23 protein-coding genes are annotated in these 26,017 nt (G+C 67.9%); 18 read left to right on the forward strand and 5 right to left on the reverse strand.

All coding sequences use genetic code 11. From position 1 onward, the window contains the following. Positions 1–19: 19 nt before the first annotated feature. The 8 genes from FOC84_RS28150 (at position 20) to FOC84_RS28185 (ending at position 10,256) form a co-directional block, all read left to right on the forward strand. Positions 20–1,147: a metallophosphoesterase family protein gene (locus FOC84_RS28150; RefSeq protein WP_173148072.1), complete on the forward strand. Its 1,128-nt coding sequence runs from the start codon at positions 20–22 to the stop codon at positions 1,145–1,147. Beyond that, entirely contained in the window at positions 1,144–3,768 is a 2,625-nt protein-coding gene (locus FOC84_RS28155; protein WP_173148074.1) for an AAA family ATPase, read from the forward strand. Before FOC84_RS28150 ends, FOC84_RS28155 begins: the two co-directional genes overlap by 4 nt. Before the next feature lie 377 nt (positions 3,769–4,145). Further along, entirely contained in the window at positions 4,146–5,021 is an 876-nt protein-coding gene (locus FOC84_RS28160; RefSeq protein ID WP_173148077.1) for a DMT family transporter, read from the forward strand. 153 nt (positions 5,022–5,174) lie between these two features. Beyond that, positions 5,175–6,344, forward strand: a complete 1,170-nt coding sequence (locus tag FOC84_RS28165; protein WP_173148079.1) for an acyl-CoA dehydrogenase family protein — start codon at positions 5,175–5,177, stop codon at positions 6,342–6,344. A gap of 7 nt (positions 6,345–6,351) precedes the next feature. Beyond that, positions 6,352–7,035, forward strand: a complete 684-nt coding sequence (locus FOC84_RS28170; protein ID WP_173148081.1) for a TetR/AcrR family transcriptional regulator — start codon at positions 6,352–6,354, stop codon at positions 7,033–7,035. Beyond that, positions 7,028–8,083, forward strand: coding sequence for a hypothetical protein (locus FOC84_RS28175; protein WP_173148083.1), 1,056 nt, complete (start codon positions 7,028–7,030; stop codon positions 8,081–8,083). Before FOC84_RS28170 ends, FOC84_RS28175 begins: the two co-directional genes overlap by 8 nt. 24 nt (positions 8,084–8,107) lie before the next feature. Further along, positions 8,108–9,250 (forward strand): CaiB/BaiF CoA transferase family protein, encoded by a 1,143-nt coding sequence (locus tag FOC84_RS28180; protein WP_173148085.1) that lies wholly within the window; start codon positions 8,108–8,110, stop codon positions 9,248–9,250. 40 nt (positions 9,251–9,290) lie between these two features. Continuing rightward, the gene (locus FOC84_RS28185) at positions 9,291–10,256 is read left to right on the forward strand and encodes a Bug family tripartite tricarboxylate transporter substrate binding protein (protein ID WP_173148087.1); all 966 of its coding nucleotides are present in this window, start codon (positions 9,291–9,293) and stop codon (positions 10,254–10,256) included. A 34-nt stretch (positions 10,257–10,290) separates the two neighbouring features. On the opposite strand, the gene FOC84_RS28190 is transcribed toward FOC84_RS28185, so the two are convergent. Together FOC84_RS28190 and FOC84_RS28195 are read right to left on the reverse strand one after the other, a co-directional pair. Next, positions 10,291–11,172 carry a hypothetical protein gene (locus FOC84_RS28190; RefSeq protein WP_173148089.1) on the reverse strand — a complete coding sequence of 294 codons (882 nt, stop codon included), beginning with the start codon at positions 11,170–11,172 and terminating at the stop codon, positions 10,291–10,293. 463 nt (positions 11,173–11,635) lie between these two features. Further along, positions 11,636–12,616, reverse strand: a complete 981-nt coding sequence (locus FOC84_RS28195; RefSeq protein WP_173150464.1) for a Bug family tripartite tricarboxylate transporter substrate binding protein — start codon at positions 12,614–12,616, stop codon at positions 11,636–11,638. Between the two features lie 560 nt (positions 12,617–13,176). Here FOC84_RS28195 and FOC84_RS28200 point away from each other — a divergent pair. The 10 genes from FOC84_RS28200 to FOC84_RS28245 all read left to right on the forward strand — a co-directional run bounded on the left by FOC84_RS28200 (position 13,177) and on the right by FOC84_RS28245 (position 22,272). Beyond that, positions 13,177–16,092 (forward strand): monovalent cation/H+ antiporter subunit A, encoded by a 2,916-nt coding sequence (locus FOC84_RS28200; protein WP_173148091.1) that lies wholly within the window; start codon positions 13,177–13,179, stop codon positions 16,090–16,092. Next, complete coding sequence (locus FOC84_RS28205) at positions 16,092–16,436, forward strand: Na+/H+ antiporter subunit C (protein WP_173148093.1); 345 nt, start codon at positions 16,092–16,094, stop codon at positions 16,434–16,436. Before FOC84_RS28200 ends, FOC84_RS28205 begins: the two co-directional genes overlap by 1 nt. Beyond that, a complete protein-coding gene (locus FOC84_RS28210; protein ID WP_088140873.1) occupies positions 16,433–18,064 on the forward strand; it encodes a monovalent cation/H+ antiporter subunit D in 1,632 nt (543 codons plus the stop codon). The genes FOC84_RS28205 and FOC84_RS28210 overlap by 4 nt, the downstream gene beginning before the upstream one ends. After that, on the forward strand, positions 18,064–18,546 hold the full coding sequence (locus tag FOC84_RS28215; RefSeq protein ID WP_173148094.1) for a Na+/H+ antiporter subunit E: 483 nt from the start codon (positions 18,064–18,066) through the stop codon (positions 18,544–18,546). The genes FOC84_RS28210 and FOC84_RS28215 overlap by 1 nt, the downstream gene beginning before the upstream one ends. Further along, a complete protein-coding gene (locus FOC84_RS28220) occupies positions 18,543–18,824 on the forward strand; it encodes a K+/H+ antiporter subunit F (protein WP_013394078.1) in 282 nt (93 codons plus the stop codon). The genes FOC84_RS28215 and FOC84_RS28220 overlap by 4 nt, the downstream gene beginning before the upstream one ends. Beyond that, positions 18,821–19,162: a monovalent cation/H(+) antiporter subunit G gene (mnhG, locus tag FOC84_RS28225; protein ID WP_173148096.1), complete on the forward strand. Its 342-nt coding sequence runs from the start codon at positions 18,821–18,823 to the stop codon at positions 19,160–19,162. Before FOC84_RS28220 ends, mnhG begins: the two co-directional genes overlap by 4 nt. A 131-nt stretch (positions 19,163–19,293) precedes the next feature. Then, the gene (locus tag FOC84_RS28230; RefSeq protein ID WP_254241805.1) at positions 19,294–19,779 is read left to right on the forward strand and encodes a hypothetical protein; all 486 of its coding nucleotides are present in this window, start codon (positions 19,294–19,296) and stop codon (positions 19,777–19,779) included. Between the two features lie 111 nt (positions 19,780–19,890). Further along, positions 19,891–20,739, forward strand: a complete 849-nt coding sequence (locus FOC84_RS28235) for an HAD family hydrolase (RefSeq protein ID WP_013394075.1) — start codon at positions 19,891–19,893, stop codon at positions 20,737–20,739. Positions 20,740–20,749: 10 nt separating this feature from the next. Next, the gene (tadA, locus tag FOC84_RS28240) at positions 20,750–21,241 is read left to right on the forward strand and encodes a tRNA adenosine(34) deaminase TadA (protein ID WP_173148098.1); all 492 of its coding nucleotides are present in this window, start codon (positions 20,750–20,752) and stop codon (positions 21,239–21,241) included. Further along, the gene (locus FOC84_RS28245) at positions 21,238–22,272 is read left to right on the forward strand and encodes an LD-carboxypeptidase (protein ID WP_173148100.1); all 1,035 of its coding nucleotides are present in this window, start codon (positions 21,238–21,240) and stop codon (positions 22,270–22,272) included. The genes tadA and FOC84_RS28245 overlap by 4 nt, the downstream gene beginning before the upstream one ends. A 50-nt stretch (positions 22,273–22,322) precedes the next feature. On the opposite strand, the gene FOC84_RS28250 is transcribed toward FOC84_RS28245, so the two are convergent. Genes FOC84_RS28250 through FOC84_RS28260 form a run of 3 tightly spaced genes read right to left on the reverse strand, consistent with a single transcriptional unit; the run spans position 22,323 to position 25,839 of the window. Next, the gene (locus FOC84_RS28250; RefSeq protein ID WP_173148102.1) at positions 22,323–23,891 is read right to left on the reverse strand and encodes a M48 family metalloprotease; all 1,569 of its coding nucleotides are present in this window, start codon (positions 23,889–23,891) and stop codon (positions 22,323–22,325) included. Positions 23,892–23,898: 7 nt separating this feature from the next. Beyond that, a complete protein-coding gene (locus tag FOC84_RS28255; protein WP_173148104.1) occupies positions 23,899–24,255 on the reverse strand; it encodes a hypothetical protein in 357 nt (118 codons plus the stop codon). A gap of 6 nt (positions 24,256–24,261) precedes the next feature. Beyond that, entirely contained in the window at positions 24,262–25,839 is a 1,578-nt protein-coding gene (locus FOC84_RS28260; protein WP_173148106.1) for a CHASE2 domain-containing protein, read from the reverse strand. Positions 25,840–26,017: the final 178 nt, after the last annotated feature.

The raw sequence follows: 26,017 nt of genomic DNA on the forward strand, positions 1-26,017 counted from the left end.
TGCTCTTACAATTCCGCGCATGACCCATTTCCTGCATACCGCCGACTGGCAGATCGGCCGACAATACGGCCAGTTTGAAACCGACGACGCCGCCATGCTGGCCGAGGCCCGCTTCGACGTCGTGGCCCGCATCGCCGCGTTGGCGGCCGAACGCGGCGTCGATGCCGTGCTGGTGGCGGGCGACGTGTTCGATACGCAGGGCGTGTCGGACCGCACGATACGCCGCCTGTTCGCCGCCATGGCGGGCTATGGCGGACCCTGGGTCATGATCGCCGGCAACCATGACGCGGCGCTGGCCGACAGCGTCTGGAGCCGGGCGATGCAGCTGGGCTGCATCCCGCCCAATGTGCATGTGCCGCTGCGCACCGGGGTGGTCGATCTGGCGGCGGTCAATCTCGCCGTGCTGGCCGCGCCCTTGACGCAACGCCATACCTATGACGACGTGACCCAGGCCTTCGACGCGCTGGAAACCGCACCGGGCCGCATCCGCGTGGGCCTGGCGCACGGCAGCGTGGCGGGCCGCCTGCCCGACACCATAGATGCCACCAATCCCATCGCCGCGGATCGCGCGGCGCGCGCCCGGCTGGATTATCTGGCGCTGGGCGACTGGCATGGCTGCCTGTCCATCGATGAGCGCACCTGGTATGCCGGCACGCCGGAGCAGGACCGCTTTCGCGGCAATGAGCCCGGCCATGCGCTGCATGTGCATATCGAAGCGCCGGGCGCCGTGCCGGTGGTGGAGCGGCTGGCCACGGGCAGGTACCGCTGGTCGGCCTGGTCGGAAACGCTGAGCCTGCCCTCGGACGCGCAGGCGCTGGCCGCGCGCATGGCCGAGTTGCGCGCCGAGGACGTGTTGCGGCTGGAGGTGCAGGGGCACGTCAACCTGGAAACCTGGGAGGCGCTGCAACGCGCCGTTGCTCAGGCCGCGGCCCAGGTGCGCGCGCTGCTGCCAGACCTGTCCGGCCTGCTGCTGGAGCCGGACGAGGCCGACCTGGCCGAACTGCGCGCCAGCGGCTACGTGGGCGAAGTCGCCACGCAATTGCAGGCGCTGCAGGCGGACCCGGATCAAACCGCGGTCGCGGGCGAGGCCTTGCGGCTGCTGCTGCGGTTCCAGCGCGAAAGCGCCGCGCCGGGAGCCGCCAAATGAAGCTCTCGCGCATCGCCCTGGAAGAATTCCGCAAGTTCCGCCAGCCCATGGCGCTGGAGGGACTGGAGGACGGCCTGAATCTGTTCGTGGGCCCGAACGAAGCCGGCAAGAGCACGGTGGCCGCCGCCATTCGTTCCGCTTTTCTGGAACGCTACAGCACCAGCAAGGTCGCCGACCTGGCGCCGCACGGCGAATCCGGCGCGCGGCCCAGCGTGGAGCTGGAATTCACGCATGCCGGGCATAGCTATGTGCTGAAGAAGCAATTCCTGTCGCGCGCCCGCTGCGAGCTGCTGATCGACGGCGGCGCGCAGCGCCTGGATGGCGAGGAAGCCGAAAACGCGCTGGCCGCCTTGCTGGGTTTTGAATTGGCGGGACGCGGCCAGAGCAAGCCGGATCTGGCGGGCATACCTGGCCTGTTGTGGATCCAGCAGGGCGACGGCCAGAACCTGCAGGAAGCGGCCGGCCATGCGGGCGCGCATCTGCGCGACGCCTTGACGCAGTTGTCCGGCGAGCTGGCTTCCGGCGATGGCGACCGCCTGTACGAGCGCGTGGCCGCCGAGCGCGGCGCGCTGCTGGATGCGCGCAACGGCCGCCCCAAGGGCGCCTACAAAGAAGCCGAGGATGCGTTGGCGCGCGCCGCCGCCGAACGCGACGAGTGCGCGCAGGCCATGGCGCAGCTGAACGCCGACGTGGACCGCCTGGCCGAGCTGCGCCGCGAGCACGAGCGCGCCCAGGCCGGCGAGCCCTGGAAGGACTTCGAGGCCAAGGCGGCCGAAGCGCGTGCGCGCCTGGCGGCCCTGACCAAGGAGCGTGAGGCATTTGAAGGCCTGCGCCGCGAACAAACGCAGGCTGCGCAAACCCTGGCGCTATTGCAGGAGCAGGTGCGGCGCGACCAGCAGGACGAGGCCGAACTCCAGGCCCTGGTCGACGAGGCGCGCGCCGCGCGCACCCGGGTCGAGGCCGCACGCGAACCGCTGGCGCGCGCGCAGCAGCAGCGCCAGACGCATGCCGCTGCCGTGGATGCGGCGCGCCAGCGCGTCACCGCGGTGCAGGCCGTGGCCGACCGGCGCGACCTGGAGCATCAGCTGGCGCAGCTAAGCGCGGAGATCGAACGCCTGGACGGCGCGTTGAAGGAAGCCACCGCGCTGATCGAGCAGGGCTCGGCCCTCAAGGCCGAGGCCATGCGGATCGAAATCGCCGACGCCGACATCGAGGCGCTGCGCAAGAGCGAACGCGAGCTGGCCAATTTGCAGTTGCAACAACAGGCCAGCGCCACGCGCCTGTCCTACCAGTTGGAAGCCGGCGCCCAGGCGCGGCTGGACGGCCGGATCCTGCAAGGCGCCGACGAGGTCCTGCTGACGGCGGCCGCCGAACTGGAGCTGCCGGGCGTCGGGCGCTTGCGCATCGAACCGGGCGGCAAGGACCTGCCCGCGCTCAAGCGCGAAGTCGACGCGGCCGGCGCGGCCAGCGCGGCCTTGCTGCAGCGCCTGGACGTCCAGAGTCTGGCGCAGGCCGAGCAGCGCTACGCCCGCTACGGCGCCTTGCTGCGCGAACTGGACGGCATGCGCAAGGCGCTGGGCATTCATGCACCCAAGGGCATGGACGTCCTGCGCGGCCAACGCGATGACGCGCTGGCGCGCCGCGCGCAATTGCAGGAACGCCTGGACAAGCTGCCGCCCGCGCCGCAGGCGGACGGCGGCGATCTGCCCGCGGCGCTCCAGGCCCTGCGCGAAGCCGAGTCGGTTTCGGCTCAGGCCGAGACCGCGCTGGCCGCCGCGCAGCGCGCCATGGATACCGACGGCGCGCGCGCCCAATTGCTCGAAAACCAGGCTGCGGCGCGCAGCGCCGAGCTCCAGTCGTCCGAGCGCGCAACGCAGCGGCAGGCCCGTGCGGGCAGGCTCGCCGAAGTCCGCAGCAGCCACGATGAGCTGGAGCGCCGCGTGCGCGAGGCGCAGGCCGCATTGGCTGGCCACCGTCCCGAGCTGGTCGAACAGGATGTGCTGCGCTACGAGAAGTCCGCCGCCATCGAACGCGAGGCGCAGCACAAGCGCCACGGTGAAATCCTGCAATTGCAGGGCAAGCTGGACCAGGCGGGCGCCCAAGGGCTGGGTGAAAGGCTGTCCGAGGCCGAGGCAGCCTGCGAACGCCTGGAACGGCGGCGCGCCGACTTCGCCCGCCGCGCTGCCGCCCTGGAGCTTTTGCAACAGCTGCTGGCCGACAAGCGCGCCGCGGCCACGCAACGCTTGCAGGCGCCGCTGGCGCGCCGGCTGAACCACTATCTGGCGCTGCTGTTCCCCGAGGCCGACCTGCGGTTGGACGATGCCTTGCTGCCCACGGCGCTGCGCCGCGCTGGCGGCGAGGACCTGCTGTCCGCGCTCAGCTTCGGCACGCGCGAGCAATTGGGCATCCTGGCCCGCTTCGCCTACGCGGACCTTTTGCGCGAAGCAGGGCGGCCGACACTGCTGCTGCTCGACGACGCGCTGGTCCATACGGACGACGCGCGGCGCGACTTCATGAAGCGTGCGCTGTTCGACGCGGCCACGCGGCATCAGATCCTGATGTTCACCTGCCATGGCGAAGCGTGGCGCGACATGGGCGTGGAGCAGCGGCGCATCGCTTGACCGCGCCGCGTGCAGCCGGTAGCCTACGTCCCATGCCTGACCACACGCTCCTCGCCGATTTCGCATCCGCTGCCTGCGCAGCGGGTTTGCGTGCGCGTGTGTTGTCCAGGCGTTCCGCGGTTTCCCCCGGTTTTTCTCCTGTCGTGTCCACGGTGGTATCGCCGCCGGTCGCGCCGCCTTGCGGCGTGGTCTCGGGCGCTTACCCGCCTAGCGCGGTCGTCGTCGGCTGACGCCGTCCGCAACGCGACTCCAGTCCTTTTTCAAAAAAAAAGCTACGCCCGACGTACTGATGCGTATTGCATCCGTCTAGCGCATGCCCATGCCCGTTCGCGCGGGTGGGGCTGGAGCCTGTTCATACCCAGACAGGTAGAAACCTCATGTCTTTCGATAGAAACGCGTGGACCTCCTATGGCTCCACTTCCTTGTTCGTGCTGCTGTGGAGCGGCGGCGCGATTTTCGCCAAATGGGGGCTGTCCCACGCCTCCGCCTTCGGCTTCCTGCTACTGCGTTTCATCCTGGCGCTGGCCGCGCTGCTGTTGATGTGCGCGTGGCGGCGGCGCTGGCTGCCGCAACCGGGCACGCGCCTGACGGTGGCGGCCACGGGCCTGTTGCTCATTGGCGGCTATTCCATCTGCTACCTGCTGGCGCTGGACCACGGCATTACGCCGGGGGTGCTGGCCACGCTGCTGGGCGCGCAGCCCATCCTGACGCTGGCGGTGATGGAAAGGCGTTATTCATTGCCGCGCCTGGCGGGCCTCGTCCTCGCCCTGTGTGGGCTGGTGATGGTGGTCTACCAGAGCATAGGAATGGCGCGCTTTTCCGCGGCCGGCATGGCCTATGCGCTGGCCGCGCTGCTCTGCATGACCAGCGGCGCGATGCTGCAGAAGCGCGTGCGCCAGGCGCCCATGGACGTCATGCCGCTGCAGTATCTGGTCAGCCTGGCGCTGTGCCTGCTGTTCGTGCCGTTCCAGCCGATCCGCGTGGAGTGGGTGACGGGCTTCATCCTGCCGCTGATCTGGATGGGCTTGGTGATCTCGGTGGGCGCGACCCTGCTGTTCTACCGCATGATCCAGGCCGGCAACCTCGTCAACGTCACCAGCCTGTTCTACCTGGTTCCCGCCGGCACCGCGGCCCTGGATTACCTGATCCTGGGCAACCGGCTGTCGGCGCTGAGCCTGGGCGGAATGGCGGGGATCCTGCTGGGGTTGTTGCTGGTGCTGCGTAGTCCGGCGCCGGGGCCGAAAGCCGCCTAGGGGCGGCCGCTCGCCGGTCGATGGAAATGCTCCGCGGGCAGATAGGGATCTGCTCGCGGGCATGGGTTTTCCCTAGGTATCGTAGAAAAATACCAAGTAGTATGTTCACGTTCATTCTATTAAATACTGATTAGTATGTTGCTGGAGACAACGATGTCCGTGATCTGGAATCCCCCGCTCGACCCGCAAGCAAGCGCCTGGCGGGACAAGGCCGCCGACCTGACCGCGCGCGCGTTCGCGCCCGCCGCTGCCGCCATCGACCGGGACCAGCGCTATCCCGTGGAGCATCTGGAGCCGTTGCGGGAAAGCGGGATTTCCGGGCTTTTCATTCCGGCCGAATACGGTGGCGCGGGCGCATCGCTGACCTCGCTGGTGGCGGTGGTGGAAACCGTGGCGCAGGGCTGCGCTTCCACGGCCGCCATTCTGGCGGCGCTGTCGCTGGGCGCGTTTCCGGTCATCCTGGGAGGGTCCGCCGAACAGAAGATGGTGCTGCTGGGCGGCCTGGCGCGCGACGGTCACGCGGTCAATTTCGCGCTGAGCGAGCGTGGCGCGGGCTCGGATGCGGCGGCCCTGTTGACCACGGCCGTGCCCGAAGGCGAAGGGTGGCGCATCCGGGGCGAAAAGTGCTGGCTGGGCAATGGCGGGCATTCGCGCCATTTCATCGTGTTCGCCCGCACGGGCGAGCCGGGCGCGCGCAACAACATCAGCGCGTTCGTGGTCGATCGCGACGCGTCCGGCGTGGTGGTGGACCACTACGAAGACAAGATGGGCATACGCGGCACCACCACCACCAACTTGAAACTGGACACCTGGGTCGGCGCGGAAAGCGTGGTCGGGACGCTGGGGGAAGGGCTGAAGCTCGCCTTGGCGACCCTGAGCATCGGCCGCGTGGTGGTGGCGGCCCAGGCCAACGGCATCGCGCTGTGCAGCTATGCCGAGGCGCGGGACTTCGCGGTGCAGCGCCAGACCTTCGGGCGCAGCATCATCGACCACCAGGGCGTGGGCTTCAAGCTGGCCGACGCGGCCACCGCGCTGTCGTCTTCGCGGATGATGACCTACGAGGCCGCGCGCGCCTACGACGCGGGGCAGGACATCGGCACGCTGGGCGCGATGGCCAAACTGCTGGCCAGCGAAACCTCGCACAGCGTGGTAGACGACGCGATGCAGATCCTGGCTGGACGCGGCTATGTGAAGCCCAGCGCGGTGGAACGCTGCTACCGGGACCAGCGCATCACCGAAATCTACGAAGGCACCTCTGAAATCCAGCGCGTGGTCCTGGCCCGCGCCATCAAGAAAAGCGCGGGCGCCGCCGCGCAACGCTAGGAACGCCATGAAAACCAAGACTGTTGTTCCCTACGACGAGATGCCGCTGCGGCAAGTGGAGTTGCTGGACGCCGCCGCGCAAGCCTTCACCGAAATGGGATTCGCGGCCACCACGATCGATTCGGTCGCCGACCTGATCGGCGTTACCAAAGGCAGCGTCTATTACTACTACCGCAGCAAGACCGACCTGTTCTTCGCCGTGCACCGGCGCGCCATGCAATTGAACCTGGACACGGTGACGCCGCTGGCGGAGGACGCTGCCGCGTCGCCGCCCCAGCGGCTATGGAACATGGCCCATGCCCACACGCATCTGATGATGGCGCATCTGCCCTACCAGCGCGTCACGGTGCAGGGGGTCGAACTGCACCTGGCCGGGCGCACCACGGCGGGCCAGCGCGCCGAACTGGAAGAGCTGGTGCGGCAGCGCGACCGCTATGAGTCGCTGTTCCGCAGCGTGATCGAGGCAGGCGTGGCGGCGGGCGACTTCCGGCCGGGTCCCCCGGCCTTGCAGGTCAAGCCGCTGCTGGGCGCCTTGAACTGGACCACCATGTGGTACCGCCCCAGGGCCGGGGAATCCGAAGCGGATCGCGAGGCCATTGCGCGCGACATCGCGGATTTCGCCGTGGCTTCCATGCAATCCCTGCTGCCCGGTTCCGTGGCGGCGCCCGCCGGAGTGAATCGCCATGCATGAAACGCAATCCGAGGAACGCGGCTGGCGCGCGGTTTCCGAGTGGTACCACGCTTTTTTCACGGGCATCGTCCTGTCCGCCGTGACCCGCCGCGGCACGGCGCGCGCGGCGGAGCTGGTCTACGAGATCTTCTGCCGCCAGCGCAACGAACGCTTCGTTGCGGGCCTGAAGAAGCTGGGCATCGCGCATCTGCCGCCCGCGGTCGCGGCCGCGCAGTACCACTACCTGTCCAACCATATCGGCGGCGTGGCGGTGCAGTACATGTACGAGTCCGACCGCAAGGCCTGGATACGCTACTCCGCGCCGCGCTGGATCTGGTCGGGCACCGCGCTGTGCGCGATACCGTCGGAGGTGTCGCGCGCCATGCTGGCGGGCTGGCACGCGCAGAACGGCGTGTCGCTCAACAATCCGCGGCTGGGCTTCGTGTGCACCAAGCAGGCCGTCGACGGCCAATCGGGCCTGGAAGGCTACTACTACGAATACGACCGCGACCTGCAGCCGCACGAACGCCTGCGCTTTTGCCGCAATGAGGATGCGCCCGATTTCGATGCCGCGGCCGCGCCCACGCTGCCCACCGCGGATTGGCCGGCCACGCGCCTGGCCAAGGCCAGCCGCAACTACGCCATGGAATACGTGCGTAGCGCCTTGCCCGTGGCCGTGAACCTGTGGGGCCCCGAGGAAGCGGGCGGCCTGCTGCGCCTGACCGGAAGAATGATAGGCATGCAGTTCTATCACGAGACCGCAGGCGCGCTGGGCGTGGTGCAGGATGGCTCGGCGCTGCAGTTCGGGCGTTTCATGGTGGCGCTGGCGCAAGCGCAGGGCGACCCGTGCGAGTTGAACGAGACGCCGCAAGGCGTGCGCGTGACGCAAAGCGGCTGGAACCTGATGGACGGCGTGGCCGACGCGCATCCTTGCTTGGCGCAAGCCTGGAACGGCTTGCTGGAAGGCGCGCTGGATGCGCACAACCACCGGCTCGCGCTGCAAATGCGCACGCAGGCGGGCGGGCAGGGCAGGGAATTCAGCTGGCTGATTGCCCGCGCCTCGGCCTGAGCCTGGAATCGAAGGAGACAGACTATGCATAGCAGCGATGCCGGCGGCGCGCTCGCCGGCCTGCGTGTCATCGACGCGTCGCGCGTCCTGGCTGGGCCGTTCTGCGGCCAGATGCTGGGCGACCATGGCGCCGACGTGATCAAGATCGAATCGCCGGAAGGCGATGAATGCCGCGGCTTCGGCCCCCCGTTCGTGGATGGCAGTTCGGCCTATTTCCGCGCCGTGAACCGCAACAAGCGCAGCATGGTGCTGGACTTGAACAGCGAGGCCGGACGCGAGACGTTCTGGCAATTGCTGGAAACCGCCGACGTGCTGATCGAGAACTTTAAGGCCAGCACGCTGCGTACCTGGGGCGTGGCCGAACCGGCCGCCATCACCGAGCGCTTTCCGCGGCTGGTCCATTGCCGCATCACGGGTTTCGGCGATGACGGCCCGTTGGGCGAATTGCCGGGCTACGACGCCGCGGTGCAATCCATGGCCGGCCTGCTCAGCATCAACGGCGAGGCAGGCGGAGAACCCTTGCGGCTGGGCGTGCCGGTGGTCGACCTGACCACCGGCATGAACGCAGCGATCGCCGTGCTGCTGGCGCTGCAGGCGCGGCACCGCACCGGGCGCGGGCAGATGGCCGACGTGTGCCTCTACGATTCCGCCGTGTCCGTGGCGCATCCGTTCCTGGCCAATTACCTGGCGTCGGGCAATACGCCGCGCCCCAGCGGCAACGGGCATCCCAATATCGTGCCCTACAACGTCTACCAGACCCGGACCTGCCCCTTGTTCATCGCGGTCGCCAATGACCGTCTGTTCACCAAGCTATGCGCTCAGTTGGGCATTGCCGGGATGGCGCAGGACGAGCGCTACAAGTCCAACGGGCAACGGGTGGTCAACCGCGAGGCCGTGGACGCGGCGCTGGCCCAGGCGTTCGCGCAGGTGGACGGGGAGGCGTTCGGCAAGCAGTTGCTGGCGCAGAACGTGCCCGCCGCGCCGATCCTGGACATGGCATCGGTGGCCGCGGCCGCCCATACCGAACATCGCCAGATGGTGGTCCGGCGCGACGATTATCACGGCCCGGGCATACCGATAAAGCTGTCAGGCACGCCGGCGGCCATACGCCGGGGCCCGCCGCGCTTGGGCGAAATGAATGCCGCAACACCGCCGTCAGAGCGGTAAGGCAAACCAGGCAGTACCCATAAAACCAGGAGACAACATCATGAAAACGATACGATTCGCGCTGTTGGCGTGCGCGGCGCTGAGCCTGTCCGCGCAGGTTGAGGCGCAGGCAGAACCCTATCCCGGCGACAAGCCCATCAAGATCGTCGCGGCTTTTTCGCCAGGAAGCGCCACCGACACCAGCGCCCGCATCATCGCGGAAGAACTGCGCCGCGATCTGAATGCCAACGTGATCGTCGAAAACAAGCCTGGCGCCCAAGGCCTGATCGGCACCGAATACGCGGTGCGTTCGCCGGGCGATGGCTATACCCTGACGATCTCCAGCAGTTCGCTGAACTCCATCAATCCGGGGCTGTTCAAGAAGCTGCCCTACGATGCGCAGAAGGACTTCAGCCACGTGTCGCGTTTGACCACCATGCCCATGCTGCTGCTGGTGCGCGCGGATGGTCCGTACAAGGACCTGGCCTCGTTCGTGAAGCAGGCCGCCTCGGGGTCCTTGAACTACGGCTACGGCTCGCCCGGCGGACAGGTCGGCGCGGCCGCCTTCAACCGCATCGCCGGCGTGCGCGCGGAAGGCGTGCCGTACAAGAGCCAGCCCCCGGCGCTCACGGACCTGGCAGGCGGGCAGGTCGATTACGTGATGGCGGACTTGTCGGTCGCGACGCCGCTATTGCGCGGCGGCAAGCTGCGCGCGCTGGCCATCAGCACCGAGCGCCGGCTGCCGGACCTGCCCGATGTGCCCACGTTCGCCGAGACCGGCTACCAGGATTTCGACCTGGTGGTGTGGGTGGGGTTGGCCGGTCCCGCCGGCATACCCCAGCCGATACTGGAACGCTTGAACAAGGCGGTGAACGAGGCGCTGGCGCGTCCCGAGGTGCAGCAGAAGTTCGCCACCCTGGGCATGACGGCCGCGCCGAACACGCAGGCGCAGCAGCAGGCGTTCGTGGAGGCGCAATTGGGCACCTGGGGCCGCCGCATGCAGGAAGCCAACATCAAGCCGGAGTAGGCGCCGTTCCGTTCCGATCGCGTCGTAGCGGACGCTATGCGTAGGCGGCGCTGTCCTGGCCGTGCCAGTGTCCGCTGACCAATTGCTCGGGCCGGCTCTGCGCCACCACCCGCGCGCAGGCGGCCCAGGCGTCTAGCCGGACGCTCAGGCCGGCGTAGATGCCGTGGCCGGCGCCAGCCTCGATCACGCCTTCGGCCTGCACGCCTTCACCCGCACGGATCGAGCCTTCGGCGCGGATGTCCTCGCCGGCGATCAGGCCCCAGCCCGAAGCGAGGTGCTCGCCGCACTGGATGGAGCCTCCGGCCTGGATGCCGCAAGCCGCGTCTATTCCCTTTTCGGCGCGCACCTCGCCGCCGGCCTTGATGCCCTGGCCGCATTTGATGGCGCCCTGCGTCTGGATGTCCTGTCCGGCATGCAGGTGGCCGGTCACGGCCAGGTCCTGGCCGGCGCAGATGTCCCATTTGGCGCGCGCGTTGCCGCCGCAATCCAGGCGCGTGGCGGTTTCGATGCCCCAGTCGGCGCTGACGTCGCCGCCCGCGCGCAGGTTGCCGCCGCTGGCGATGGTGGCGCCGGCGGTGATGTTCTCGCCCGCCTGGATGGTTTCGCCGGCGCGGATGCCGCCGCCGGTGACGATGCTGCGCCCGGCGCGCACCACGCTGTCCACGTTGATGCCCATGCGCACCTCCAGCGTGCCGGCAAAGACGATGGCGTTGGCGTCGACCGAATCCAGCCGCAGCACGGCGTCGGTGGGGCCGAACTGGTCCAGCAGCCAGCAGGCGTCGCTGACACGCCCGTCGGCGACCAAGGCGTCAAGCACGGCCTGGTAGTCGCCCTGGCCGTTGTGGTCGCGGATGAACCATTTGTAGCCGCCCGCGCAGGGGTTCTTGGCTTTGACGAAGTTCTTGGTGAGTTGCATGGCGCTTGGAATAGGTCGGTGCGTGGCCTGGCTGCAAGCCTGCGGCGGCGTGCGGATAACGGGACGAGACGCGGAGCCCGGCCACGCGGCAGGGCGTCCGCCGGCCGGCGGCAAGGCTGCGCAATGCGCGGATGTGCGCAGGCAGCCGGCGGCGGGCCGGTACAAGAATCAGAAAGGGGGAAAGCGGGCGATTAGCCGGGCTTGGAGCGCGCGTAGGCGGAGCGCGCGGCGACTTCCTGCGAGCTCAACAGGGTCGAGCGCAGGGCGCAAAGCGCGCAGGCGGCGCAGGGAAGGGAGAAAAGATGGGATCGCACGGTCGCACATGCTACCACTGGGGCGATTGCAGTCAAGCGCGGCCCTCGGAACGGCGGCGGCGCAAGGCGGGGTCAAAAAAAGCCGGCCTGGGGAACAGGCCGGCTTTCGGGGTGGCGCCGGGCTGGGCCGGCGCGCTGTCCGCGGACGATCAGTTGGTCGACTGGATGTTGCGTTCCTTGGCGATGCGCTGGCGCAGTTCCAGCTCGCGCTTGATCTGGGCGGCGTACTCGGCGGGCGTGTTGCCGTCCACCAGCGAGCCGCCGTCGGCCAGGCGCTGCACGATCTTGGGATCCTTGAGCGCCTTGACGGTGGCGTCATGGATGCGGTCGATCACGGCCTGCGGCGTGCCGGCAGGCGCGACCAGGCCGTACCAGGCCATGTTGTCCATTTCCGGCAGGCCGCCTTCGGAGAAGGTCGGCACGTCCGGCAGCGCGGGCAGGCGCTTGGGCGCGGCCACGGCCAGGGCGCGCAGCTTGCCGGCCTGGATGTGGGGCATGGACGAGGGCAGGTTGTCGAACTGGGCGTTGACCTGGCCGGCGATCACGTCGTTGAGCGCCGGGCCCGAACCGCGGTAGGGCACGTGCACCATGTCGGTCTTGGTCAGCGACTTGAACAGTTCGCCGTCCAGGTGGCCGATGCCGCCCGCGCCCGAGGACGCGTAAGCGTACTTGCCGGGGTTGGCCTTGAGCAGGGCGATGAACTCGGCCAGGTTCTTGGCTGGCACCGCCGGGTTCACCGTCAGCACGTTGGGGACGTTCACCATATTGGTGATGGGAACGAAGTCCTTCAACGGGTTGTACGGGTTCTTGGGGTTGGTGGCCGGGTTGGTGGCCATGGTGCTGACGGTGGCGACGCCCAGGGTGTAGCCGTCAGGCGTGGAGCGCGCCACGGCATCGGCGCCGATCGAGCCGCCGCCGCCGCCGCGGTTCTCGACCACCACGGCCTGGCCGAGCTCACGGCCCAGGCCCTCGGCGACGATGCGCGCCACGATGTCGGTGGTGCCGCCCGCGGCGAAGGGAACGATCAGGCGGATGGGCTTGTTGGGGTAGGGGTCGGCGGCCTGCGCGGCGGTGCTGAGGCAGAGGCCGGCGATGGCGGCGGCCAGGACGGCCTTGGCTTGGGACAGCATGGTCAAGAGTCTTCTCCAGATTATTTGAATTTCCGACCCGGCCGGCTTCTTGGGCCGGCGTCGGTGAAGCTTGCCGCGCCCGGATGTTGGCGTGGCGGATGCCCCGTGGGCGCCATTCCACACAGTAAATTTCCGCTGGTCAACCCGGATAGACCCTGGCTTGCCCAGGGTTATTTTTTTATGGCGCCGTTGCCCGAAGAAGACGGCAATAGACCAAAAAAACCAATGCTGACAATGACATGAACAGCTTACGGAATATTCCAATTGCGCAAGGATTGCGCATCTATCGTGTCGTCATCCACGGGGTACACACATAAATCTCTGCATAACTTACAAGAATCTGATATTTTTCGTATGAGATTCTTGGCCGGTCTTGCAAGAAAGCTATTGCGTTTGTTTCTGTCTGCGCCGTTCAATGGCGTTGGTTGATGTCCCCCGCGGGGCAACGTGTAGTGCAGCGACGCACCGGGCCAGGGTTCCGTCCGTTTTTCAATCCCCGGTCTGTTCGTCTTTCGCTGCCTTGCGCTGGCGGGAGGGGGCCCGGACACTCTCGGAACGCCATGTCGCTGATCCTGATCCTCGCTCTGCCGTTCGCCGGCAGCCTGTGCGCCGCGCTTCTGCCATCCAACGCCCGCAATGCCGAGGCCTGGCTGGCGGGCCTCATCGCCCTGGTCTGTGCGATCCTGGTCATCAGCCTCTATCCCGAGGTCGCCAACGGCGGCGTGGTCCGCTTCGACATGCCCTGGGCGCCCGCCCTGGGCCTGCAGTTCACCCTGCGCATGGACGGCTACGCCTGGCTGTTCGCACTGATCGTGTCCGGCATGGGCGCGCTGGTGGTGCTGTATGCGCGCTACTACATGTCGCCGGAAGACCCGGTGCCGCGCTTTTTCTCGTTCTTCCAGGCTTTCATGGCCGCCATGCTGGGCGTGGTGCTGTCAGGCAACCTGATCCAGCTGGTCATGTTCTGGGAAATGACCAGCCTGGCGTCCTTCATGCTGATCGCCTACTGGCATCACCGCCTGGACGCCCGCCGCGGCGCCCGCATGGCGCTGACGGTCACGGGCGGGGGCGGGCTGTGCCTCTTGGCCGGGGTGCTCATCCTCGGCCATATCGTCGGCAGCTACGACCTGGACCGGGTGCTGGCCGCGGGCGACCTGGTGCGCGCCGACCCCTGGTATCCGGCCGTCCTGATCCTGGTGGCGCTGGGCGCGCTGACCAAGAGCGCCCAGTTCCCGTTCCACTTCTGGCTGCCCAACGCCATGGCGGCGCCCACGCCGGTATCCGCCTACCTGCATTCGGCCACCATGGTGAAGGCGGGGGTGTTCCTGCTGGCGCGCTTCTGGCCGGTGCTGTCGGGCACCGACGAATGGTTCTGGATCATCGGCGGGGCGGGGCTGATCACGTTGGTGCTGGGCGCCTATGCCGCCATCTTCCAGCAGGACATGAAAGGCGTGCTGGCGTATTCCACCATCAGCCATCTGGGGCTGATCACGCTGCTGCTGGGCTTGAACAGCACGCTGGCGCTGGTGGCCGCCATCTTCCACATGATCAACCACGCCACCTTCAAGGCTTCGCTGTTCATGGCGGCGGGCATCGTGGATCACGAAACCGGCACGCGCGACCTGAGCCGATTGTCCGGCCTCTACAAGGCCATGCCCATCACCGCCACGCTGGCCATGGTGGCGGCCGCGTCCATGGCGGGGGTGCCGTTGCTCAACGGCTTTCTGTCCAAGGAAATGTTCTTCGCCGAGACCACCTTCGTCAGCGGCGACCGCATCACCGAGATCGGCCTGCCGCTGGTGGCCACCATCGCGGGCGCGTTCAGCGTGGCCTATTCGCTGCGCTTCATTCTTCAAGTGTTCTTTGGCCCGCCGGCCACCGACCTGCCGCGCGCGCCTCATGAGCCGCCGCGCTGGATGCTGTTCCCCAGCGCGCTGCTGGTGGCGATCTGCCTGCTGGTGGGCGTGGTGCCCGGCCTGACCGTCGGTCCGTTCCTGGCGACCGCCGCCCAGAGCATCCTGGGCCAGGACATGCCTGAGTACAGCCTGGCCGTCTGGCACGGCGTGAACCTGCCGCTGGTCATGAGCCTGGTCGCGACCACCGCCGGCATCCTGCTCTATCTGGCCTTGCGCGCGCATCAGCGCGCCAACCCGGGCCGGGTGCCGTTCATCTACCGCCTGGACGGCCGCCGCAGCTTCGAGGCGCTGCTGGACGGCTCCAGCGTGGCCGCGGCCTGGCTGCTGCGCTGGCTGGCGTCCTCGCGCCTGCAGGTGCAGATGCTGCTGATCGTGCTGGGCACGCTGTTCGTGGCCTGGCTGCCGCTGCGCGCGGGCGGCTGGCTGGACGGCGCGGGCCGCATGACCCCGATCGATCCGGCCTTCGCGCTGCTGTGGCTGGTGGGCGCGGGCTGCGCGCTGGCCGCCGCCTTCCAGGCCAAGTACCACCGCCTGGCGTCGCTGGCGCTGGCGGGGGGCGCGGGGCTGATCACCTGCCTGACCTTCGTCTGGTTCTCGGCGCCCGACCTGGCGCTGACCCAGTTGTCGGTCGAGGTTGTGACCCTGGTGCTGCTGCTGCTGGGCCTGCGCTGGCTGCCGCGGCGCATCGAACAGGACGAGGACGAAGGCCTGAAGGCCACACTGCGCGCCCGCGGGCGCCGCCTGCGCGACTTGCTGCTGGCGGGCGCCGCGGGCACCGGCATGGCCGCGCTGGCCTATGCGGTGCTGGTGCGGCCGCAAGGCGACACCATTTCCTCGTACTTCGTCGACCGCGCGCTGCCGGACGGCGGCGGCACCAATGTGGTCAACGTGATCCTGGTGGACTTCCGCGGTTTTGATACCTTTGGCGAAATCACGGTGCTGGGCATCGTGGCGCTGACGGTCTACGCGCTGCTGCGCCGCTTCCGTCCGGCCGCCGAAAGCGCGGACCTGCCGCGCCAGCAGCTCGACCAGGATGGCGGCGTGCCCGACGCGCCGGACATCAAGTCGCTGGTACCCACCGGTTCGATGATGGTGCCGACCGTGCTGGTGCGCCTCTTGCTGCCCACCGCCGCGCTGATTTCCGTGTACTTCCTGCTGCGCGGCCACAACCAGCCGGGCGGCGGTTTCGTCGGCGGCTTGATCTTCGCCACCGCCGTCATCCTGCAATACATGGTCGGCGGCGTGTACTGGGTGGAGTCGCGCAGCCGCCTCAATCCGCAGAACTGGATCGGCCTGGGCCTGTTGTTCGCCGGCACCGCGGCGGTGACCGCCTGGCTCGCCTACAAGCCCTTCTTGGCAGCGCTGTCGTGGGACCTCGCGCTGCCGCTGATCGGCCACGTGCATCTGTCCAGCGTGCTGCTGTTCGACCTGGGCGTCTACATGCTGGTCGTGGGATCCACCGTGCTGGTGCTGGTGGCGCTGGCCCACCAATCGCTGCGCGCGCAACGCAAGGCAGCCGTCGAAATCCAGGCGGCCGCCGCACAAACAGGGGAAGCCTGATGGAATTGATATACGCCATCGCAATCGGTGTCTTGGCGGGCTCGGGCGTCTGGCTGCTGCTGCGGCCGCGGACCTTCCAGTTCATCATGGGCCTGTCGCTGGTTTCGTACGCGGTGAACCTGTTCATCTTCGGCATGGGCCGGCTGACCTCGGGCCGTCCGCCCGTGGTCGATCCGGCGACGGGCCATGATCCTTCCTGGTATGCGGATCCGCTGCCGCAGGCGCTGGTGCTGACGGCCATCGTGATCGGCTTCGCCACCACCGCGTTGTTCCTGGTTGTGCTGCTGGCCTCGCGTGGCCTCACGGGTACCGACCACGTTGATGGACGGGAGTCCCAATCTTGAATTTTTGGCTGCAACACCTGCCCGTATTGCCCATCATCACGCCGCTCGCGGCCGGCGCGGCGATGCTCCTGCTGGCGGATACCCGCCGCTATACCCGCGGCGCCATCGCGCTGGTCTCGACCCTGGGCCAACTGGCCGCCGCCATCGCGCTGCTGGTGGTGGCGGGCGGCGGCGTGCCCGGCGTCTGGCCGGACGGGGTAGGGGTCTATCTGGTGGGCGATTGGCCCGCGCCCTTCGGCATCGTGCTGGTGGTCGACCGCCTGGCCGCGGTGATGCTGACCCTGACCGCGGTGCTGGGATTGGCCACCTTGGTCTATGCGCTGGCGCGCTGGGACCGCGCCGGGGTGCATTTCCATTCGCTGTTCCAGTTCCTGCTGATGGGCCTGAACGGCGCCTTCCTCACGGGCGACCTGTTCAACCTGTTCGTGTTCTTCGAGGTGCTGCTGGCCGCGTCCTACGGCCTCTTGCTGCATGGCTCGGGCGTGGCGCGCGTGAGCGCTGGCCTGCAGTACATCGCGGTCAACCTGGTGGCCTCGTTCCTGCTGCTGATCAGCATCGCGCTGATCTACGGCGTGACCGGCACGCTGAACATGGCGGACCTGGCGGTGCGCGCCGGCAACCTGGCGGGCGCGGACCGCATGCTGTTCGAGGCGGGCGCGGCCATCCTGGGCGTGGCCTTCCTGGTCAAGGCGGGCGCTTGGCCGCTGAACTTCTGGCTGGTCAAGGGCTATGGCTCGGCCGGCGCGCCGGTCGCGGCCATGTTCTCCATCATGACCAAGGTCGGCATCTACGCGCTGCTGCGCATCGGCTCCTTGCTGCTGCCCACCGGCGCGCCGGCGGCCTTCAGCCTGGACTGGATGTTCGCGGCGGGGCTGGCCACGCTGCTGTTCGGCGGCCTGGGCCTCCTGGCGACCCAGCAGCTGGAAAAGATGGTGGGCTACTGCGTGATCGTGTCGGCTGGCACGCTGCTGACGGCGCTGGGCATGCCGGGCGTGACGCTGACGGGACCGGCGCTGTTCTACCTGCTCAGTTCCGTGCTGACCACGGGCGCGTTCTTCCTGCTGGCCGAACTCATCGAGCGCACCCGCAGCTTCGGCGCCAACGTGCTGGCGGTGACCCTGGACGCCTTCGACCTGGACGATCCGGCCTCGGTCAACCGCTCCGACGACGTGGTGGGCGTGGCCATACCGGCGGCCATGGCCTTCCTGGGCCTGGCCTTCATTTCCTGCGCCTTGCTGGTGACCGGCCTGCCGCCGCTGTCGGGCTTCGTCGCCAAGCTGTCGCTGCTGTCGGCGGCGGTATCGGCCGCCAACGAATCAGCCGTGCCCATGGATGCGTGGATACTGGTGGCCGCGGTGCTGCTTTCGGGGCTGGCCGGCCTCATCGGCCTGGGCCGCACCGGCATCCGGGTGTTCTGGGCCAGCGATGACCGCAGCACGCCGCGCCTGCGGCTGATCGAAGCCGGGCCGGTGGCCGTGCTGTTGCTGTTGTGCGTGGGCTTGGCGGCCGGCGCCGGTCCCGTGTCGGCCTATCTGGACGACGCGGCGCGCTCGCTGGACCAGCCCAAGTCCTACATCGACGCCGTCATGTCCGCGCAGACCGTGCGCGGCCTCAAGGGAGGAAGCTGATGCGCCGCCTCTACTTCCTGTTCCTGCCCGTTTACCTGTTCGTCCTGTGGCTGGTGCTCAACGAGAGCGCGTCCGCGGGCCAGATCGCGCTGGGCATCGCGCTGGCGCTGTGGTTCACCTGGGCGGCATCGCGGCTGCGCCCGCTGCGCGCCCGGCCGCGCCGCCTGTGGAAGGCGGTGCCGCTGTTCCTGCATGTGACCGCCGACATCATCAAATCCAATATCGCGGTGGCGCGGCTGATCCTGAATCCGCGCCGCAATGATTTTTCGCCCGGGTTCATCATGATCCCGCTGACCATGCGCGACCCGCACGGCCTGGCGATGCTGGCCTGCATCGTCACGTACACGCCGGGCACCGTCTGGGTGGACCTGACCGACGACCACCGCCTGAAGCTGCACGTGCTGGACCTGCAGAACGAAGGCGACTGGATCAAGCTGGTCCAGGAACGCTACGAGCGCCCGCTGATGGAGATTTTCGAATGAACAACATACTTTATTGGGCCGCATCCTTCGCCTTGCTCTGCTTCGCGCTGGGCATGGTCTTCGCCGCCATCCGGCTGCTGCGCGGCCCCACCGCGCAGGACCGCGTGCTGGCCCTGGACACGCTGTACATCAACGGCATGCTGACCATGCTGGTGTTCGGTATCCGCTCTGGCACGTCGGTGTATTTCGACATCGCGCTGCTGATCGCCCTGTTCGGCTTCGTTGGCTCCACCGCCATGGCGCGCTTCCTGCTGCGCGGCGAGGTGATCGAGCCATGATCGACGCCCAGATCCCGTTGTGGGCCGCCATACCGGCCAGCGTCCTGCTGGTGCTCGGCGGACTGCTGGCGCTGACCGGTTCGGCCGGCCTGCTGCGCTTCCGTACCTTCTATGCCCGCATCCATGCGCCCACGCTGGGCAACACCATGGGTTGCGGTTGCGTGCTGGCGGCGTCGATCCTGGTGTTTTCGGCGTTGTCGGCCCGGCCTGTGTTTCATGAAGTCATCATCACGCTGCTGCTGATCGTGTCTTCGCCGGTGACCGCCATGCTGCTCATGCGTGCGGCCACGTATCGCAATCGCCTGAGCAAGACCGACGCCGAGCGCGACGCCAGCTAAAGGGAACAGCCAGGGTTTGCTGCGACGCCGCAATTGAAACCTCGGCTTACGATTTCACGTCGCTGGACATGTAGGCTTGGCGTCATCGTGGGATAGTGGGTAACGGTTCAATCAACTTCAAGGAGCTGACCATGACGACACGACCCATGCACACCAAACGCCTCGCGGCGACGCTTTGCGCCGCTGGCCTGATGCTGGCCGCGGGAGCGGTCCACGCGGCTGATGCGAGCGGCCGCGGCTCAGCCCAGTCCCAATCCCAGTATCAGCAGGACGTGGCCGCTTGCAAGAGCGGCGCCAGCGGCCAGGACCAGGCCGCCTGCATGCGCGAAGCCGGCGCGGCGCGCCAGGAAAGCGGCAGCAACAATCTCAAGGACGGCAGCAACGACCAACTGCAGCAGAACATGCTGGACCGCTGCAACCGCCTGCCCGCCGCATCGCGCCAGGACTGCGTGACGCAGATGACCTCGCCCACCAATGTGCGCGGCAGCGTGCAGGGCGGGGGCGTGCTGCGTGAAACCGTGATCCAGGTGCCCGCCGACACCGTGCCGCCCGCGGCCGGCGCGCCGGGCATGGCGCCCGCGCCCGGCGCGCCCATGACCTCGCCGGTACGCCAGTAAGCGACAGTCCGGATCTGGGGCCGCAGGGGCGGCCCGCTCGGACCTTCAGGGGCGCAACCGCCGCCACATTCAGGCAAAATGGCGGCTGTCGCCCCTTTTTCACGCATATACATGTCCGACGTCATCGCCCTGATATTCGACTTCGACGACACGCTGGCCTCGGACAGCACGTCCGGCTTTCTGGAAAGCATGGGCGTGGACACGGCATCCTTCTGGAAGGATGAGGTCGATCCCTTGCTCTCGCAGCAGGATTGGGACCCCGTGCCCGCCTACCTGTACCAGATGATCCAGCTGTCGCAATCGGGCAAGCATGGCCTCATCACGCAGCAGCGCCTGAAGGACTGGGGCGCCCGGCTGGAACTGCACGACGGCGTGCCCACGCTGTTCCAGCGGCTGCGCGCCGCGGTGCGGGCCGAACAGCCGCAAGTGCAACTGGAGTTCTACCTGATTTCCAGCGGCATCGGCGATGTGGTGCGCTCCACGCCGATCGCGCATGAATTCACCGAGATCTGGGCCTCCGAATTCGTCTATGGGGCGGATGGCGGCATCGCCTTTCCGCGCCGCATCGTCAGCTTCACCGACAAGACCCGCTACCTGTTCCACATCCAGAAGGGCATCATCGGCCGCGACTTCCGCAACAAGCCCTTCGAGGTCAACCGCAAGGTGCCCGAGGACCGCTTGCGCGTGCCGTTCGACCAGATGGTCTTCGTCGGCGACGGCTACACCGATATTCCGTGCTTTTCGCTGATCCGCCGCGCCGGCGGCTTTGCCTTCGGCGTCTGGGACCCCAAGCATCGCGACAAGCGCAGCCGGGCCTGGGGTTTCATCGAAGAGGGCCGGGTGTCGAACCTGAACCAGGCCCGCTACGACGAGCATGCCGAACTCTACCAATGGCTGGAAGAGGCCGTGACCAGCCTGGCCGGCCGCATCGCGCTGAAGTCCCGGGTGTACCGTGGTTGAGGCTATCCCCATGGCGGCGGTCCACCCCTGGACCGCGCAGGACGCCAGCTTCATGGAACTGGCGCTGCAAGAGGCCCGGGCCGCCTACGACATCGGCGAGGTGCCGGTGGGCGCGCTGGTGGTGTCGGCCCAGGGTGACATCCTGGGGCGCGGCTACAACCGCACCATCATCGACCACGACCCCACCGCCCATGCCGAGATCGTCGCCCTGCGCGGCGCCGCGCGCGCGCTTGAAAACTACCGTTTGCCGGGCATCACCGTGTACGTCACGCTGGAGCCCTGCGTCATGTGCATCGGCGCCATGCTGCATGCGCGGCTCGCCCGCGTCGTGTTCGGCGCCTACGACCCCAAGACCGGCGCCTGCGGCAGCGTGCTGGACGTGGGCTCGGTCCCCAAACTCAACCATCACACCTCAGTCACCGGCGGCGTACTGGCGGAACCTTGCGGCGAGCTGCTGCGCCGGTTCTTCCGCGAACGCCGCAGCAAGGAATCCGCAGCATGAGCAAATCCCAAGGCGCCAAGGCGCGCGGCGCGAAAGCCGCCGCCCACGACCATGACCACAACCACGATCATGGCCACGCAGGCCACGAATGTGATGAAGACTGCGGGCACGACCACAGTCACGCCCACGTGCTGCCTGACGCACGCGGCATCTACCTGATCTCGCCGTCCTCCGCCGTGCGCGATCCGGCCGCCGTCGAACTGGCGCGCGAACGGCTGCAGCAGCAGGGTTTCAAGACCGCCGTGGACCGTACCGCCTACGCGCAGCACCAGCGCTTTGCCGGCACCGATGCGCAGCGCCTGGCCAGCCTGACGCGCGCCGCCAAGCAGAAGCTGCCCATCGTCATGGTGACGCGCGGCGGCTATGGCATGGGCCGGCTGCTGCCCGCCATCGATTGGAAGGCCATGGCCGACAGCGGCAAGCGCTTCGTGGGCATGAGCGACTTCACCGCCTTCAACCTGGGCCTGCTGGCGCAGACCGGCGCGGTCAGCTATACCGGCGCCTCGGCCGTCTACGACTTCGGCGGCAAGAAGGTCGACGACCTGACCGAGGCCCTGTTCGGCGAGATCATGCGCGGCGAACTGGAAATCCTCAGCTTCGAAACCCAGGACGCCGATGCGGTGGACTGCCGCGGCATCCTGTGGGGCGGCAACCTGGCCATGCTGACGTCTTTGCTGGGCACGCCCTACATGCCCAAGGTGCGCGGCGGCATCCTGTTCCTGGAAGACGTGGCCGAGCATCCCTACCGCATCGAACGCATGCTGATCCAGCTGGCGCAGGCCGGCATCCTGGGCAAGCAGAAAGCCATCGTGCTGGGCCGCTTCTCGGACTACAAGCTGGCCGCGCACGACAACGGCTACGACCTGCACGAAGTGGTGGCCTGGCTGCGCAAGACGGTCAAGGTGCCGGTGGTGACTGGGCTGCCGTATGGCCACGTCGCAACCAAGGCGACGCTGCCTATCGGGCAGAAGGTGGGCCTGGCGACCGAGAAGGGCATGGCGCACCTGGTGCTGGACGAACACACGCATTGAGGCCGGGGCGGCCGCGGGCATGCGCCCGCGCCGCCCGCGCTCATGCGGAGCTATTTGAACAGCTTGTCGACCAGCGATTGCGTCTTTTGCTCGCTGCGTCTTTTCGCCTCGGCCTGTTCCGCGGGCGACTTGGCCGCCTTGCCGCACTCCGCGGCATAGCTGGAAAAGCGCGATGCGCATTCCTGCGCCAGTTTGCGCGCCTGCTCCCAGCCCTGGGTCTGGCCGTAGAAGCGGATGGCTTCCGGCCAGGCCAGCGCCGAGGTTTTGAAGTACCCGAACCCCTGATCCATCACCTTCGAGGCAGGCGCGGACTGGCCGGCGCCCAGCAGGTTGTTGGCCCGCAGCACATAGACCTGCCAGGCACGGTCGCCTTCCGAGGCCAGGTTACGGTCCAGCAGGGCGGACCCGCGCGCGCCGGATTCCGCCTGGGCCATGTTCAAGGTGAGCAGCGGCAGGGCGTGCGTGGCGCTTGGCCCGGACGCGGCCTGGCCGGCGAGTTTGCGGGCGCGCGGATAGTCCTGCGCCTGCAAGGCCTGCTGCGCCTCGGCGGCAGTCTTGTAGTTCTTCAGCAGCGCCGCCGTGCGGCGTTGCGTGCGCGCCTTGTTCCAGGGCGCGGCGGCGGCGGGCGGACGGGGCTTGCCCGCCATCAGCGGCATGACCTGTTCCGTCAGTGACGCCAGGCGCGCGCCGGTGTCGGGATGCTTGACGGTCAGCTTGTTCCAGATGTCGTCCAGGCCGTTGCGCAAGCCTTCGCCAGCCCCCGCCACGCCGGAGTTCAGGGAGGCCTGGAACTCGGTCAGCGGCGCAATGTCGTTGCCCTTGGCCGCCGCCTGCTTGCGCGTGGTGTCGGCCGCGGCCTGCTTGATCTGTTCGAGCATGCGCTGGCGCGCTTCTTCCTGGGTCTTGGCGTTTTCCGTTTCCCAGGTGGCCTGGCGCTCCAGGAACGCCTTGAAGCCTTGCGTGTAGGAATAGCCCAGTTCCAGGCTGACGGTGGCGCCGAAGCGGTCGGCGTTTTCTTCCTGCTGCCGGCCCCAGGCGGGCACCAGCACGTTCTTGCCCAGCGTGTACGAGGCGATCACGCTGTCCACCGGACTCCAGCCGGCGGCGCTGCCGGCCTTGCGGGCCAATGCCACGCCCACGACCGCCAAGGACGCGACCTGGTCGCCAGCGGCATTGACCGACTCCAACTGATGGTAGTCCAGATAGATATGGCCGAATTCGTGGGACAGGATCGCCACGATTTCGTCCTCCGATTCCGCCGAGGAAAGCCAGCCCATCGACAGATAGATGTTGCCCGCGCCCGTGCTGTAGGCCTCCAGCGCGGACGAAGCGGTCACATGAACCGCGCCCGGCCAGCCTGGAACGCCGGCAGCGTTCTTGACCTTGGCGAGCAGGCCATTCAGGTAGGCCTCCATTTCCGGCATGGCTACCAGGCCCATGCCCTGGGCGCGCTGGTTGCGCGCATCCAGGTCCGGGTTCGGCCAGACGCGGTCGGCGGGAGGCGCAGGCAATTGGCCGGCCGTAAGAGAAAAACCCTTGCCTCCAGGGAGGGTGGAGCAGGCGCCGAGGAGCAGCGCGCCGGATACGGCGGTCAGACGCAGGATGTGGGCGGATCGCATCGGTGGCTCAGCGGCAGACGTTTTCGCCGGCGCCGGCGGTCGAGCCGGTCGGGGGCGGCACGCCCTTGATCACCGGGCCGCACTGGGCGGCGGAACCGCGCGCGATGCGCACGTGCATGCTGTCCACCCAGTAGTCCTTGCCGTCGACTTGGACGCGGTAGAACTCGTTCGCTTCTTCCAGCACCGGCCAGGGCATGCCCTGGCCTTCGGAGCGCGCCGCGGGCGCGCCGCCGTCGGGCTTGGCATACAGCGGCAGGGGCTTGAGGCTGAGGCCGACGATGGCATCGGCCGCCGCGGCGCCGGCGCTGGACAAGGCCAGCGCCGCAGCAGCCAGGGCGATGGTCAGGGAGGAGGACTTGGGCATGCGTTTCTACTCCTGTTGTGAGCGGGTGATGGGCGCTTCCCTGGCGGGAAGCGGGGATGCCGGCGCGGGGCCGGCATCCGGTTTGCCAAAAAGGAAAACGGTGGCGCGATTGGTCCAGCCCAGCCAGTGGGCGGCCAGGGCCATGATGGCCAGGTCGACGATGGGCAGGGTGCCCACGTTCAGCCAGCGCTGCGCGAGCAGCACGATGTACAGCACGATCAGCGAAGACAGGACGATGGCGGCGGCCTTGCGCAGCAGCAGCAAGGTCGCGATGCACAGCTTGGACGCCAGCCAGCGCGCCAGCCACAGGCGTGCGGCACGGTCGCGCAGCAGGGCGGACAGGCGCCCGGCCTTGGCCTTCCAGCCGCTGGCGGCGTGCGCGGCAGGCGGCAGCGGCAAGGCGGGCGCGTCGGCAAAAAGCCGCCATTCGGCGGGCGGGGCCAGCAGCCGGCCACCCAAGCGGGTATTGCCGCGCAGCCATTGCGCCAGCCAGTGCAGGAAATGGGCCAGCATGACGACCGGGATCCCCAGCAGCCAGAGGACGTTGGGCGGCCAGATTTCCCATTCGAGGGCGCGCTTGTAGTCGTCCTGGTAGGTCAGCAGATTGTCCAGCGCCATGGCATGCATGAACACGCCCGGGATGGCGTCATGCACCGGCGACAGCACCGTGTCATTGAAGCCGCTCAGCGCGGCGCCGATCATGACGTAGCGGCCCGCGAGCATGTCGGCCAGGCGGGCGCCATCGGCATCCGGCGCGCGCAATTCGGACAGGGTCAGCGCGCGGGTGTAGGGGCAGATGGGTTGTGCCGCGTCCGGGTCGCCCAGCAGGCTGCGCACATAGGACGGCAGCATTTCCATATAGCCGCCGCGGGCCTGCCGGCATTCCATGCTGAAGCGGCGCTGGTCCAGGTTGTCGACGCCCCAGGTCAAGGCCATGGCTTCGTTGGTGCGCGCGATGTCCACGCCCGCCGCGTCTTGCGCGATGGCCAGCGCCGCGCTGCGCGCGTTGTCGCCGGACCAGAGGGGGTAGCTCCATACCAGCCGGTCCACCTTGCTGGGCGTGTAGCGCACGTCGACCATGGTGAAACACGGCTTTTCACCCGCGGGCGCTTCCAGGCCCGAGCGCAGGCGCAGATTCCCCAGTGTGTCGGGCAACGCCGCCAGGAACACCGGGATGTTGGCGTCGCGCAGCTCGCACAGGGCGGCCGCCAGCTCCGGCAGCGTCGGATCGTCGCGTTCGCGGCCGAAGGTGATGTCCAGGAAGATGGCCTTGGGCTTGTGGATCAGGCCGATGTTGCGCAGCCAGCGCGCATGCGTCCGGTATGGCACCGGCCAGGCGCCTTTCTGCTGATCCAGCGAATCGTCGTCGATCAGGACGACGGTCGTGTCATTGCGATGCGCGATGTCGTAGTGGCCGCCCACCAATCGGGCCTGGAGCCGCGCCGCGGCGTAGGTGAGCAGGTCGGAACTGGGGGTGAGCCTGGGCGTCGCCCACAGCATCACGATCGCCACGATGGCCGCCACGATCAGGGAACGGCCGTAGGAAAGCTCGACTTTTTCGGAGGAATGGTTCGCGTCTGCCACGAAGCGGGGGGAAGGTGGGTTGCAACTGCCTTCCCGGCCGGGCGGCCGTAGGCGCTAAATTCTTCCCAATAGTACCCTAATTAATACAAATATTTACGTTGTGACATTAAATGGCATGTTGTATTTCCAGATGCTTCATGCCAGTTCTTGGGCGGCCCGGGTGCGGTTCACGGATGCT

The organism is Achromobacter pestifer, assembly GCF_013267355.1.
In the GTDB taxonomy this organism is placed as follows: Bacteria; Pseudomonadota; Gammaproteobacteria; order Burkholderiales; family Burkholderiaceae_B; genus Achromobacter; species Achromobacter pestifer_A.

Bases quoted from the DNA above. Each gene is read 5' to 3' on its own strand.
- FOC84_RS28200 (WP_173148091.1), top strand. From the start codon at position 13,177: ATGTCGCTGATCCTGATCCTCGCTCTGCCGTTCGCCGGCAGCCTGTGC.
- FOC84_RS28165 (WP_173148079.1), top strand. From the start codon at position 5,175: ATGTCCGTGATCTGGAATCCCCCGCTCGACCCGCAAGCAAGCGCCTGG.
- FOC84_RS28255 (WP_173148104.1), bottom strand. From the start codon at position 24,255: ATGCCCAAGTCCTCCTCCCTGACCATCGCCCTGGCTGCTGCGGCGCTG.
- FOC84_RS28190 (WP_173148089.1), bottom strand. From the start codon at position 11,172: ATGCAACTCACCAAGAACTTCGTCAAAGCCAAGAACCCCTGCGCGGGC.
- FOC84_RS28150 (WP_173148072.1), top strand. From the start codon at position 20: ATGACCCATTTCCTGCATACCGCCGACTGGCAGATCGGCCGACAATAC.
- FOC84_RS28235 (WP_013394075.1), top strand. From the start codon at position 19,891: ATGTCCGACGTCATCGCCCTGATATTCGACTTCGACGACACGCTGGCC.
- mnhG (WP_173148096.1), top strand. From the start codon at position 18,821: ATGATCGACGCCCAGATCCCGTTGTGGGCCGCCATACCGGCCAGCGTC.
- FOC84_RS28250 (WP_173148102.1), bottom strand. From the start codon at position 23,891: ATGCGATCCGCCCACATCCTGCGTCTGACCGCCGTATCCGGCGCGCTG.
- tadA (WP_173148098.1), top strand. From the start codon at position 20,750: ATGGCGGCGGTCCACCCCTGGACCGCGCAGGACGCCAGCTTCATGGAA.
- FOC84_RS28175 (WP_173148083.1), top strand. From the start codon at position 7,028: ATGCATGAAACGCAATCCGAGGAACGCGGCTGGCGCGCGGTTTCCGAG.
- FOC84_RS28185 (WP_173148087.1), top strand. From the start codon at position 9,291: ATGAAAACGATACGATTCGCGCTGTTGGCGTGCGCGGCGCTGAGCCTG.
- FOC84_RS28205 (WP_173148093.1), top strand. From the start codon at position 16,092: ATGGAATTGATATACGCCATCGCAATCGGTGTCTTGGCGGGCTCGGGC.
- FOC84_RS28230 (WP_254241805.1), top strand. From the start codon at position 19,294: ATGACGACACGACCCATGCACACCAAACGCCTCGCGGCGACGCTTTGC.
- FOC84_RS28155 (WP_173148074.1), top strand. From the start codon at position 1,144: ATGAAGCTCTCGCGCATCGCCCTGGAAGAATTCCGCAAGTTCCGCCAG.
- FOC84_RS28160 (WP_173148077.1), top strand. From the start codon at position 4,146: ATGTCTTTCGATAGAAACGCGTGGACCTCCTATGGCTCCACTTCCTTG.
- FOC84_RS28180 (WP_173148085.1), top strand. From the start codon at position 8,108: ATGCATAGCAGCGATGCCGGCGGCGCGCTCGCCGGCCTGCGTGTCATC.
- FOC84_RS28195 (WP_173150464.1), bottom strand. From the start codon at position 12,616: ATGCTGTCCCAAGCCAAGGCCGTCCTGGCCGCCGCCATCGCCGGCCTC.
- FOC84_RS28220 (WP_013394078.1), top strand. From the start codon at position 18,543: ATGAACAACATACTTTATTGGGCCGCATCCTTCGCCTTGCTCTGCTTC.
- FOC84_RS28170 (WP_173148081.1), top strand. From the start codon at position 6,352: ATGAAAACCAAGACTGTTGTTCCCTACGACGAGATGCCGCTGCGGCAA.
- FOC84_RS28215 (WP_173148094.1), top strand. From the start codon at position 18,064: ATGCGCCGCCTCTACTTCCTGTTCCTGCCCGTTTACCTGTTCGTCCTG.
- FOC84_RS28245 (WP_173148100.1), top strand. From the start codon at position 21,238: ATGAGCAAATCCCAAGGCGCCAAGGCGCGCGGCGCGAAAGCCGCCGCC.